Genomic DNA, 11,944 nt, shown 5'->3' on the forward strand with positions numbered 1-11,944 from the left:
CACTTATAAAACGCGGGCTATTACTGATTGCGATCGGTCTTGTATTCACGCCAATATGGGAAGCTGATATCCTCCATTTTTATGGGTTTTATTTTTTAATAGCTGCTGCCATATTTACAGTTAACGAAAAATACTTGTTAGTTATCTCGGCGATTATCATGCTGATATTCCCAGCTTTAATGCTGTTTCTAAATTATGAGCAGAACTGGAATTGGTCAATATTAACCTATGAAAACTTTTGGTCATTTGATGGAATGATTAGGCACATAGTATTTAACGGCTTCCATCCCGTCTTTCCCTGGGCTGCCTTTTTGATATTTGGGATGTGGCTGGGGAGGCAGGATTTATCTCAAAGTTTGATTAGAAACAAGTTGCTTGCTGGGTCACTTATTACTTTGTTTGTCACCGAATGTGGTTTTTATTTGATAAGAGTAACTATTGGAGACGGTAGTGTGCTTGAAATGACATCCGAAGATGTGACATTTCTATTTTCAACATCGATTATACCGCCATTGCCTCAATACATAATCTCTGCTGGTAGCTCCGCCGTTGTTGTGCTGGTTGCTTGCTTATATTTTTCAGAGAGATTTTCTGAAAGTAATATCAACAAGTGGCTGTACCAAACGGGACAATTGTCTTTGACCTTGTATGTTGCTCACGTCATTATTGGTATGGGTATTCTTGAGTCTATCGGTCGGTTAGAAAACCAGACAATAAACTTCTCACTACTTAGCGCATTGATATTTTGTGTTTGCGGGATAGTTTTTAGTGTTGTATGGCTGAAGTTTTTTAAAACTGGGCCGTTAGAATCGATCTTCCGTAAAGTTGCAGGCTAACAAAGCATTGCAGCGGATAAGCGGCTGAATGCGGCGTTAAGGTCGTAGATAGATATACGACTTTCATCAAAATACGTATTTTGGACCGTCCGCTTTTTACCAATATCGGCCCGTGGGAATTAAAAGCAGAAATATTGGTAATACGTTGATATTTAAAAAAAAGGCCGCTAATTAGCGGCCTTTTTTGTTGCTTAGAATATTTTCTCTAGCGATACTTCGGGGCAACTGTAAGTTGACCGTTGACGTCTTGCTCTGTGCTAACAAAATCAATGAGTTAGCGGTTTATTGCCAAGCTAAAATCACTATTTATGACACTTGAAAAGCAATCTCTTTGCTAACACACTGTTAAATATAACTTTTTGTCAGTTATGAAGCTAGCTATGATCTGTCAGCTGCAAGCCCTATTGGCCTATAAGGCATTAAACGAAAATGGGGAAACTGCTTAGGGGCGTCAAAGTAGTGGATATATTTTATATCGAAAGTAGGCGTTTTATTGCAGAGTAATCTGAATCGCTGACTTTGCACTCTGCCGCGAAATTCTCCCATTGCTGAATGGCATCCATAATCTGTTCAGCTATGTTTTTTACCGTGGTTTTGTCTAAACCGAATACTTTTCCTTGGTTAATGGCCTCGCTGGGTTTTGGCGGATAAGGCGAGTATTGATAGCCAGCAACATGATATGCGCCGGTTGTTAGGCTGGGCACTAAGTCGTATGCGGGCGATAAGCGATAACCGCTGCCATCATTGATCATTGAAAAATTGCGTTCGTGATCGTCGGTATTATTGATCGCTCGATTAAACAGCATTTGTCGCAACAGCTGCTTGGCATCCTCGCGAAAATCGACACTGTGTGATTGCAGTAGCTTATGAACGTCGTCATAACGAAATACACCCGCGTCGTCCCGCTGGTAAGCGTCCTTACGTAAACCGTTTATAGAAATAAGATGGCGCCGATTTGATTCAGAAATATCAAAGCGTTGCAGTAACAGCACATCACGGCCGGTTATATCCTCAATCAGTTCGCCGCCATAAACGTTAATTCCCGCCGCTTTTGCCATCTTAAGACAGGCTAGCTCAACGCGAGCGACGTTGAATTGATCACTTCCTAGCCGGTTAAATTTGGCAAGAAAAGCGTCGTCACCACGATAGATCAGTGATTTTGGGCGGGCACCGCCAGCTCCTGATCCTTCGTTGGCGAGATAAATTAAATCGAGAGATTCGTGTGGGATTTCCTCGAATGACAAGGTGTCGATTTGGTGGGCAATTTTTTCTGCTTGAGCGAGCTCTCCCCAGGCGATACCTAATTGGTACAGCGGCCGTTCGTTGTTTGCGGTGAGCTCTAGAGCGCCAATCCGGCTGCGACGTAAGGCGTTTAAGCAAGCAATAGCGCTGTTGGCGTTCATCTTCTCGCCGGTTTGTTTTAGCGCTACATAACTTAATACTCGGCGCCCCCATGTATCGGGTAAATAATCGTCAAGGAATGCGGGGATGCCGCCGCGGCATTCTATAGCGCGCTCTTTGGGTGTCAGCGGCAAGCAGATCGGGTCAATGGCGATGGCGCCGGGCAGCTCAAGGTATTCAGGTCGGTATCGAAAACCGACTCGCTCAACATGCCCGCGATCTTCCACGATCACAACGTCGGCGGCCTGAGTTCGCCCAGTGCTCGGCAGGTCTATATGTAGTGCATAGCGGGCTTTATCAATCATCGAATAAGGACGTCGGCATGACAAATAACAGGTTGAACTGATCCTCTAGGCCCAGCACTCTCGCAGCTTCATGGTAGTTGCCGAGTGACACCGACAATTTACCCTGCTCCATCTTGACGAGCGTTGACACGCTTACGCCAATGCGTGGTGCAAAACCGCGCACACCATCCTTAGGAAAGCGCTCTTTGCGGGCCGCGCATAGGCGCTTGCCGAGTTCGGGTAGTGTGTCAGTCATGTTGTATTATAGTAGAATAAATAGTCAGTAATTAAGTTAATGTTGTAAAATAATAGAACATATTTTGGCTGAGAACAAGTTCTTAGTACTTCTCCGCGGGGCAGGTATCAACTGTGGATAAAGCAATGAGTTGTAACGTGTCTAATTGCACTGAGCGTAGAGCCAGTTATCGTTAATATTTGCAGGATGGGAAGACCCACCTCAAGGCTAAGTACGGGCAAGTTGTTGATTCCCACTTAATACTGACCCAGGATTTGCATCAGTAAATGATGAGCTGAGAGTAGTGCTTTCGCTTGCTTACTAAATACTTGTAGGCAGATAACAGGGTCAGTCTAACTTGCAAATATTTGGTTTAAATGGCTCCAATGTAGATTTACATTCCAAATTGACCAACCAGCTGTACGGGAAGGTGGTCCACCGTTATAACCTTAAGTCATTGAACGCCCCGTCCCTTCAGAGCGTTGAAGTGGGTTTTGTTGACCAGAGCAGTTTGTCCTCTTTGCCAATTCCGGACAATGTAAATAAAAAAGGCCGCTAATTAGCGGCCTTCGGGATCATCACTAGTGACAAAATGTCGCTCTCTAGTGAGAATTGCCGGCCCGCAGTATCGCTAGAGGTGAAACCTCGTCTCCCAGCCTGCGTGCGTTTCCGGCGGTTATACCGTTAGAGAATCCACTGTTATACCATTAGACAGAATACCGTGATAAAAAACAACAAGTTACGGGCGTGTCGCTAACGGCAAAAATAGCTAATATCAGCTAAACAAAAACACCCAGAGTCTAATTAGGCTCTGGGTTTGTGTGCCGTTGAATAGCGTAATCTTCTGCAATTACTTCCCATTTTGCAAGACATACCGGTTGGGCACTTGATTGGTCTGCTTAAGGCCGGGATGAACAATTACCTATTACGCTTGAAGTGTTTTAACTTGCGAGCAACTGTTACAATTGTGTCATTGGCTGCAACACAATAGTAATCAGATACCTCCTGTAGTATTTTTTCCCCGATATCATTTCCATAGTCCTGAATGAGTTTTTTCTTCGACCGCGTTGAAAAGTAGTAACACTCCTTCCCTTGGTGAAAATCTATTTCACCATACTCCAGCAGAGTATCCACAGTGAATTGGCTTATGCATCGTTGCCGCATCCGTTTTTCAGCGTGATAGCTTATAATCAAGTTACCTGCACAGAGTTTCATGCGATAACCTCCTTGTACCGGCTTAGGAACTTCTCCGGCGAAAAGTTAATTTCTTTCAGTGCGCTAATGGCTCCTGTGTCAATGATCGATGAGCTATATATGTAGCCCTTTCCTGAGCTATCAGGTGAATTTTGAAAAAACCTGCCTAGAGGGTCAATCATAATATAAGACTCAGACATCTCATCATTGTCTTCCGCACGCATGATCTCTTTAAGGCTAGAGTGTTTGTTTATAAATTCATTGAACTGACGGTCTGAAATAGCTAAGTCAGAATTAATGACGGGAAGCATTTTTAATACTTTCCAACGGTCTGGATTGAGGAGTTTTACTATTCCAGACATGTCGTCTAGATAGTTGACGCTATTAACTACCGTATTTAGCTTGAGGCGCATCTTTGGGTTAATTTTTCGGCCGGAATTAATGATTCTATGGAGATCGTCGACTATTAGTTGTTGCCCCTTATGATCGGATCTGCCGATGATGCGATTATTGTCAGTATTATCAGAGTCACAACTTAAGCCTAACAGCACCAATTTGGATGCGATTTTATCCATTAGCTCATTACTTAGCAGGCTCCCGTTACTGATGAGTGAAACGCTCATGCCTAGCTCTAGAGCCGATTCGGCAATAAATAAAACCTGATTTGGGTAAAGTAAGGGTTCACCGCCAGCAATATTTAGCCGGATTGATGACCATCGCATATAAGGGGTTAATATATTGCTGCTTTCTGGCTTGAGACTGTCGTACAGTTCTTTAAGTAGTTGTTTTGTCTGTTGTTTGTTGTGGATAAGTTCCTTTTGTCGAGACTTGCACCAGTGGGCATAGCAATACTGGCATGAGTAGTTGCAGGCTTCAGTTATGTGCCAATTAATAACTAGCTCGGTGGTGGGTATAATTGTATTCATTTGGGGTTCCTCTAAGTTAGTTCAAAGAGTTTCCCCACTTACGTCGCTGGTTTGTATGAATTGGACTTGCTACCCCCTCTCCACTTCTATCTGAGGGGCATTCATATTTCAGTGAATGATATGAACGTCCATGGCATATTCACCATAATCCAACAAGGGAGCAATTTAGATGGCCCAAGTGCCTACCTTTGAACAAGTTGTGCTTGCGGTTAGCAGTTGCCTTTTAGGATCGAAAATTGCCACCAAGAAGAAGAATAAGCTAAATGGGGTAATGGGAGGCGTTGAAGAGCATGTGGAACAGGTGCGGCTTATCCTTGGTGAAATATTAGATTTCCTTGAGCTGGATGAGCTTGAGACACTAGATGTCATTAAAAATATCGTTGAGTTTGGGTCTTTTAATGATGCGGTTCGCCAGAAGGTATGGACTTATGGGGCGGACGTGAGGCAAGTGCTCTGGTATACGGCGGGATACATATATATGCCTGGTCTTGGTCGAAGGGTTGCTTTTTGGCAGCTTGAACAGCCTTTGGATATAGGGATGCCAGGCGGCCATTTCTGGTATCTGCCAGAAGTACAGAAAGTAGACGATCAGCCAGTGCTGAAAATGCCTGTTGCACAAGTGGTTGAGTGGTTGCTAGATCTTCTTGGTGAGTCGATCACAACGATTACGACAGAGTTGGGCGGCGGAATAGTTGCAGGCGAGAACTTCGGCAGAGAATCCGGAGTCGAGGTTGAAAGCATGCAGCGGACTTTACATTTATGGTTGAACGGCCAAACTCCTACTGTAAAAACGATTAACAAGTACTTTCCGGATTCGACAAAATTGAAATTTTTGGGTGCGCTAAAGATTGATGAATCTGGCGAGCTCAATGAGAGGTTTCAACAAGCTAGAGATTTTGTGCTGAAAAAGAAGATTACTGTTAAGGAGATGGCGCTCCAGATACCTATTTCAGAGATTGCCATAATTGAAAATATTTTAAACTCTCCGATTGATGCTATAGATTGCACGCTTAAAGAGCGCTTTTTGAATCTGCTTAAAGATAGATATTCCGCCCCTACGCTACAGACTATTAGACGGCGTCTGTTGATTGCGCGAGCAGTGCAGGATGGGTATCGCAGTTTAGTTACTGCGCTTCTGGGGAGTGATTTTGATTATAAATGCGCAGATCAGAATGAAAATAAAGTGCTGCAGCTTATAGCAATTTTCCGACAAAGCCATAACCTAACGATTCAGGCTTTTGAAATAGACCCAAGTACTATCGGTGAAGAGGAGGCTTTCTCTATTTTAATACCGGAGTTATACCGGTCGAGTGTTTTTTCATCGGTTGATCCATCGCAGCGTGATAATTCTATTGATTACATGGCAGAGTTACTAACTCGTGACTTTTTGCAAATGAGCTTCAGCGAAAATTTACCAATGCTGGTTCATAAAGATGGAGAGGACTTGAGGGTTATAGCTGAAGAAAAAAAGAAGTTTATTGAGCAGTGGAAATATGAAGAGAATGAAGCCACATTATTAGAAGATCGGCTTAGAAGAAAGTCGCCATGGCGAGTGCTGCAGCCAGTCACGAATTATTGGCTAATAGGTAGAATGATCAATATACCGTCACTGCCTTATAAGGCGCGTTTTTCAGCGTCTAGAAGAATGTATGAGTTGGCGTCAAACCCTTTGGAAAAAACGAATTCCATTTGCGTTCAGTTAGCTCTTATTTTGCATAATGACGACAGGAAAAAACAAAGTAAAGATAGTAAGGACTTGGTTGAGGATTTGTTGATTGAAGCGAAAGCAACTGAGGGCTATAGAGTTTTGGAAGCGCCTTTATTAAATTATGAGGCAAAGCATCTTCTTTCTATGAATGATTTTAGTGGTGCAAGGAAAAAATTTGACGAAGCTTTACAAGCATGCGCGACTAGAAACTTTGGATCTGTTCATGGGGAGATCGCACGAGATGCGCTTGCCCTTGTAATAGGTTATCAAGATGTTGGGTACCATCTAAAAAACTACCAACACTATTATCGAAACATGATTTCTGCGGGTTGCATAGAACTGAGATCTATTCATATTCCACCCATGGAGGACGTTGCGGTTGAAATGGGGGAATACTTTTGGGACGATTTATACAAGCCATACCCAGGCCAAGAAAAACTAACTGGGGCCGTGCGTATGGACGCTGACTTTGTAAAGGAAGGAATAAAGTATTCACTGCAAGGTGATTGGAATGGTTTTTCTAAATGGCTAAAAAATAATAAGAAGAACAGTGGGAAAACGCTCAGGCACTCTCGGGGTGGCACTATTCTAGGTCTGTGGCAAAAAAACCTTTATACATGGGAAGATGATTTTAGAGCTATTTCTACCCTACAGTCAGCTTCTTCTGAAAAGGTTGAGGCTGTGATTAGAAATTTAAGGCATAGCTTACATGAAATTATTAAAGAATGGCCTAGATCCGTATCACGGGCTGATTATAAAGGACAGACACCGCTAATGATGGCAGCAAACAGGGGAGACCATCACTCACTAATCAAACTTATGGAGGGTAAGGCCGACCTTTCTGCGCAAGATTATAATGGACGCACAGTTCTGCATGCGGCTATTGCTAGTGGTGACGATCAGTGCGTAGAGGCAATTCTTTCTCATCCTGAGGTTGAGAAGTTATATGGATTGAAAGCCATAGATGGCTCGTCTTGCTTGCATACGGCTGTCCGACTTGGAAATTTAGGGTTCGTTACTAAATTGGTTTCTAAATGTCCACGGCTCTTGTTTGAACACGATAATAATGGAAGAAGGCCAGTTGATCTGGCTGTTTTGATATCGACTGATAAATCCTGCTATGAAAGTCTTGCGACTAATTTACGCCGTGAGAAGCGGCTGCATGGCTCTCACTCAGACTACGCAAGAGTTTCAGCGTTTCTGGGAAATGTAATGTCGAATTTTATATCTGAAAATATTCAATAAGGTATCTGTGGAATGATCAGAGTTTACTTGCGAAAATCGCCAATATCAGTCAAACAAAAATCCAGAATCTAGTTAGGCTCTGGGTGTTTAATTGCATTGAATTTTCAGCCATTCCAAGAAGATATTTGCACGATAGACTGATCATCTGCATTGTTTATTTCTTGTCTTGCGAATTCAGGTGCAGTAGCTAACTGTTAGTGGTCGTTGATCCATTGTTGGATGCTGGAGTTGATGTGATCCTGTGAAATCCTCTCCTGTTCCAGCCGGCGTTTTTCGTTTGGTTGTTCGAGCATATATCGGAACAATTTCATCTCTTCGGAGGATAGGTTTTCTGGTTCAGCTTCACAGGAGCGCTTCTCGGCTACCACCGCCCACGAAAAAGTATCGAGAGTCTCTCGATTCATCATACACGAATGGGGTCAGGTCTGTGATTTATGATTTAGGCAGCGTAGTGGCAAAGTGAATTTGGTCATGTGATTAAAGGTGAGATGATCGCCTCTACAACAACACAGACGCTTAATAACTGGCTGTATAAAAATCAATAACCTTCAGTGTATTAGGTGTTTTTGACCGTCCGCTTATTACCAGTCCAGGACATGCGGCATGAACAGCTATTACGAAAGGCTCCTGCGTCACAGTAGTGGTCAGTCGCTGAATAGCGCTGAGTACTTGGGGAAGTCCAGTCAAACTCGTATTCAGCAGCATTGCGCTCACTAATCCCGATATGATTCACTTAAGTAATTGATTTTTATTTAGAAGTGATTATGATCAGAGCCAAGGGATTCCATATCAAATGCAGGATGCACGCAGATGAAAAAACCATCTCAGGCTTGCTATCACTCTGATTTAAATAGAATTATCCTGCTTAATCATCTCAAGGCTTAGACTCGCTATGTTAACGGGTTATAAAGCGCAACGCATTAGAATTTACTGTTATGCGCCCAAAGGAACATAGAGAGCTATGAACGATATATTACAAATTATAGGCTCAGTAGCTTCTATATTAGGGGTGCCTTTAGCCGTTTACCTTTACCTGAAAAGTCAGGTTCAAAAGTATGCAACGGTACGAAGAGAAATTGTTAAACGCCTTTCTCATCAAATCGGAGAAGGTAGAACTGTTGGGTTGTTCGAACTAAATGCTGTAATAGATTCATTGGTTAGGGAGAATAGATTACGCTTGGGTGCTATAACCGGAAACTCTGTAATTGAAGATTTAATTGCAGAAACAGTGTCTTCACCATTGCTTGATAGTGGTAGAAAAGAACAGCTAATTACCGAGTTATCAGAAGTGCATTCTATGGGGAAAGTGTTTCATGCTATTCAAAGCGATAACTCTATCTTTGAAAAGTTCTTACAGCATCTAAAGGTTGAGTCGGGGAGCGTAGATGAAACCGAAAAAATCAGAGAAGTGATTAAAAACACAACTAACAAATCGAGCGAGACCTCAAAGACACCAGAATTATTTGGAGCAATTGCCAGCATCATTGCACTTGTAACTGCTACGCTTTCTGTTGCTGGAATTACGGAAGGTCCGAATATTCTACCCAAAATATTAGATAGCAATCTCATAACTAGTATCTCGCTAGGTGTTGCTGGATCAGTGTTAGCGGCTGTTTTGGTTGCCGTAATATCTAAAATAAACACAGATAAAAAGGCATAACAAAATCATCAATTTGACCGCCTACGCTTCGCTTCAGTCGGCAAATTATGGTGGCGTTAGGCTGAATAATGGAAAACTCGAAGTCCTACGAATACAATTTGGATTGCACCGATTTGAGACCGCATAATGACAAGCAAGTATATTATTCCATCAAAGATAATTATTTATCTCAAACGAATTGCCACGGAATATCAGACGACGGGGCAGGATTTACAGGCGCGGGTTGTAAATTCATCAGTCATCTTCGTTCATGAAGAAATCGGTTATGATAACTGGAATGGCGGCATGGATGGGCATGACGTAATTTTATTTTTACCTCCTGAGATTTTCGGCGAAGTAACGCTGGCCAGAAAGAGTGACTTTGAGTCTGACCTACTTTCAAAACTTAGGCTGTGTTGTCAATCCATCGAAAACGAATTTATTCATGCAGTTAGATTTGAGGATGAAGATCAAAATGATCCTCATTTTCAAAATGCCATATCAATACATGATCGCCCCCAAATCAACCCAAATACTTTGTCTATTTGGAATCCTGATCATGTCAGGTTATTTATAAGCCACAGAGACGTTCATAAAGGCGAAGCAAAAGCTCTTGCCAATTCCTTAGAGGAATATGGTGTTTCTTCCTTTGTAGCACATGACACGATTGAGCCAATGAGTACATGGCAAAATGAAATTGTCAAAGGCTTAGAAACAATGGAAATTATGCTAGTTTATTTAACCGAAGATTTTCATGAAAGCGTATGGACAAATCAGGAAGTGGGCTTTGCTCTTGGACGTAATATTCCCGTTATCTCTCTTAAGCTTGGTGCAACTGATCCGAGGGGATTTATAGGAGAGCGACAAGCACTGAAAAATAATCCGCATGATACGCTGCAAACAGCACTAGATATATACAATGTGATTGCAGAAAAGCTAGGTAATAAACACCGTTTGCAAACAGCGATGATAAACGCATTTTGTGTTTCCCCTGATTTTGCAGAAACAAAAAAGCGATTTGACCGCATGAACAGAGTTGTCGAGACGTTAACCGATGATGAAGTTACGGTGATAACAAAAGCCTTTCATGAAAATAGCCAGCTATACAATGCGGGGCATTTGGTCAGCCGCAATAACAGGCTCATTCGGTTTCTTAACCGTGTATCAGATAAAGCTTATGAAAGGTCAGGGAGAGATATAAGTCCAATACGCATTGATGATGAAACGCCATTCTAGGAGAGATTAAAAGTATCATGGGTGTTTCTAGTATCTCAAATAAATGCCTAACAAAACGTGTCAGTCGGACAGTTTGTTTCGTGGCTATATTTTTTGCTTACCGCTTATGCGAGCACAAACAGCCTCTGCACTGTGCGTTGAGGCTATAGAAAAACCTACCAACTTCCATCAGTTTCGGTTTTTTAACTGTCTGCTTTTTACCAATTGTAGCCCTTCGTTCGATAGCTAAGCATTAGTCACAAGCGCATCAAATAACAAGTTCTTAATGCCGTCAATTGAAGAGCGCCTCTTTTTTTTGCCTTTGCTATACCGGTGAGGTTATCGGCAGATAGCCGCACGGCCTTTGCAATTTGTGGGGTTGTTTAGGTCTTGGTAATCGGGCGGGGGTTTATTAACTCGTAGAAATTTAATAAAAAAGCCGCGATATGCGGCTTTTTTATTAATTAAGAATATTTTCTCTAGTGATAGAATATTCTCTCTAGCGATACTTCGGGGATGCCCGAAGTATCGCTAGAGGTCAAACCTCGTCTCCCAGCCTGCAAGCGTTTCCGGCGGTCGTACCATTAGAGAATCCACTGATATACCGTTAGACAGAATACCGTGATAAAAATCAATAAGTTACGGACGTGTAGCAAACTGCAAAAATAGCCAATATCAGCCAAACAAAAATATCCAGAGTCTAGTTACGCTCTGGGTTTGTGTGGCCGCCGATAGTCTAATCTTCCGCAATTACTTCCCTTTTTGCAAGACCTACCGTTTGGTGCTTAATCCATGAAAAGCCGGCGTTTTTGCCATCAATCAGTCTGCACCTCAATCATGACCTTGATGAATGGAGATCAGTCTGTGGGAGCATATCCTATGCTTCCAGAGTTGGAACTACCTTTGTATGGGGGAGATTCATGCTAATGTTAGATTTAAGGGAATGCTTAGAATAAACACTCGAAATGGAATCGAACGATGGCAAGGCGATCGAGCGGATTAAAGACCGCGTTCAAGGTAATTAAAGCAATAGACCGAGCAGCCAAGCAGTCCGATCGCGACCGTCAACGCCGAGAGCGTGAGCGGGACAGAGCTGAAAAGGCTGCTGCGCGACAAGAACTGCAGAGGGACAGGCAGAATGCTCGAGCAGAAGCGCAAGCGTTAAAAGATGAGTTCCAAACAGCTCAGGAAATCTACGAAGATCGCGTAGTGGAGCGTCGTATAGTCAAAGAAGAAGTCATTAATCAATATATGAGGTGAT

General features: G+C 42.7%; 10 protein-coding genes. 5 read left to right on the forward strand and 5 right to left on the reverse strand.

The annotated features are described in order from the left end of the window. Positions 1–836 (forward strand): DUF418 domain-containing protein (locus ACI955_RS09775; RefSeq protein WP_415243561.1); only part of this gene is annotated, 836 nt, incomplete at its 5' end. Positions 837–1,306: 470 nt separating this feature from the next. Here the strand turns inward: ACI955_RS09775 and ACI955_RS09780 are convergent. From ACI955_RS09780 to ACI955_RS09795, 4 genes are all read right to left on the reverse strand, one after another. Then, positions 1,307–2,542 carry a type II toxin-antitoxin system HipA family toxin gene (locus ACI955_RS09780; RefSeq protein WP_415243562.1) on the reverse strand — a complete coding sequence of 412 codons (1,236 nt, stop codon included), beginning with the start codon at positions 2,540–2,542 and terminating at the stop codon, positions 1,307–1,309. After that, positions 2,535–2,777 (reverse strand): helix-turn-helix domain-containing protein, encoded by a 243-nt coding sequence (locus ACI955_RS09785; protein ID WP_415243563.1) that lies wholly within the window; start codon positions 2,775–2,777, stop codon positions 2,535–2,537. Before ACI955_RS09785 ends, ACI955_RS09780 begins: the two co-directional genes overlap by 8 nt. 897 nt (positions 2,778–3,674) lie before the next feature. Then, the gene (locus ACI955_RS09790) at positions 3,675–3,971 is read right to left on the reverse strand and encodes a DUF4258 domain-containing protein (protein WP_415243564.1); all 297 of its coding nucleotides are present in this window, start codon (positions 3,969–3,971) and stop codon (positions 3,675–3,677) included. After that, positions 3,968–4,876, reverse strand: a complete 909-nt coding sequence (locus ACI955_RS09795; RefSeq protein ID WP_415243565.1) for a viperin family antiviral radical SAM protein — start codon at positions 4,874–4,876, stop codon at positions 3,968–3,970. The genes ACI955_RS09790 and ACI955_RS09795 overlap by 4 nt, the downstream gene beginning before the upstream one ends. A gap of 169 nt (positions 4,877–5,045) precedes the next feature. Here ACI955_RS09795 and ACI955_RS09800 point away from each other — a divergent pair, with 169 nt between their 5' ends. Further along, a complete protein-coding gene (locus ACI955_RS09800) occupies positions 5,046–7,829 on the forward strand; it encodes an ankyrin repeat domain-containing protein (RefSeq protein ID WP_415243566.1) in 2,784 nt (927 codons plus the stop codon). Positions 7,830–8,023: 194 nt separating this feature from the next. Here ACI955_RS09800 and ACI955_RS09805 read toward each other — a convergent pair whose 3' ends face one another. Beyond that, a complete protein-coding gene (locus ACI955_RS09805) occupies positions 8,024–8,236 on the reverse strand; it encodes a Wadjet anti-phage system protein JetD domain-containing protein (RefSeq protein ID WP_415243567.1) in 213 nt (70 codons plus the stop codon). Between the two features lie 554 nt (positions 8,237–8,790). On the opposite strand from ACI955_RS09805, the gene ACI955_RS09810 reads away from it, so the two are divergent. From ACI955_RS09810 to ACI955_RS09820, 3 genes are all read left to right on the forward strand, one after another. Further along, positions 8,791–9,489 (forward strand): hypothetical protein, encoded by a 699-nt coding sequence (locus ACI955_RS09810; RefSeq protein ID WP_415243568.1) that lies wholly within the window; start codon positions 8,791–8,793, stop codon positions 9,487–9,489. A gap of 126 nt (positions 9,490–9,615) precedes the next feature. Next, entirely contained in the window at positions 9,616–10,704 is a 1,089-nt protein-coding gene (locus ACI955_RS09815) for a toll/interleukin-1 receptor domain-containing protein (RefSeq protein ID WP_415243569.1), read from the forward strand. Between the two features lie 957 nt (positions 10,705–11,661). Continuing rightward, entirely contained in the window at positions 11,662–11,943 is a 282-nt protein-coding gene (locus tag ACI955_RS09820) for a hypothetical protein (RefSeq protein ID WP_415243570.1), read from the forward strand. The last annotated feature ends 1 nt before the right edge of the window (position 11,944 follow it).

This window comes from Zhongshania sp., from assembly GCF_047636175.1.
Taxonomy (GTDB): Bacteria; Pseudomonadota; Gammaproteobacteria; order Pseudomonadales; family Spongiibacteraceae; genus Spongiibacter.

Excerpts from the sequence above, each read along its gene's own strand:
- ACI955_RS09795 (WP_415243565.1), bottom strand. The coding sequence starts at position 4,876 with ATGAATACAATTATACCCACCACCGAGCTAGTTATTAATTGGCACATA.
- ACI955_RS09790 (WP_415243564.1), bottom strand. The coding sequence starts at position 3,971 with ATGAAACTCTGTGCAGGTAACTTGATTATAAGCTATCACGCTGAAAAA.
- ACI955_RS09780 (WP_415243562.1), bottom strand. The coding sequence starts at position 2,542 with ATGATTGATAAAGCCCGCTATGCACTACATATAGACCTGCCGAGCACT.
- ACI955_RS09820 (WP_415243570.1), top strand. The coding sequence starts at position 11,662 with ATGGCAAGGCGATCGAGCGGATTAAAGACCGCGTTCAAGGTAATTAAA.
- ACI955_RS09805 (WP_415243567.1), bottom strand. The coding sequence starts at position 8,236 with ATGATGAATCGAGAGACTCTCGATACTTTTTCGTGGGCGGTGGTAGCC.
- ACI955_RS09800 (WP_415243566.1), top strand. The coding sequence starts at position 5,046 with ATGGCCCAAGTGCCTACCTTTGAACAAGTTGTGCTTGCGGTTAGCAGT.
- ACI955_RS09815 (WP_415243569.1), top strand. The coding sequence starts at position 9,616 with ATGACAAGCAAGTATATTATTCCATCAAAGATAATTATTTATCTCAAA.
- ACI955_RS09785 (WP_415243563.1), bottom strand. The coding sequence starts at position 2,777 with ATGACTGACACACTACCCGAACTCGGCAAGCGCCTATGCGCGGCCCGC.
- ACI955_RS09810 (WP_415243568.1), top strand. The coding sequence starts at position 8,791 with ATGAACGATATATTACAAATTATAGGCTCAGTAGCTTCTATATTAGGG.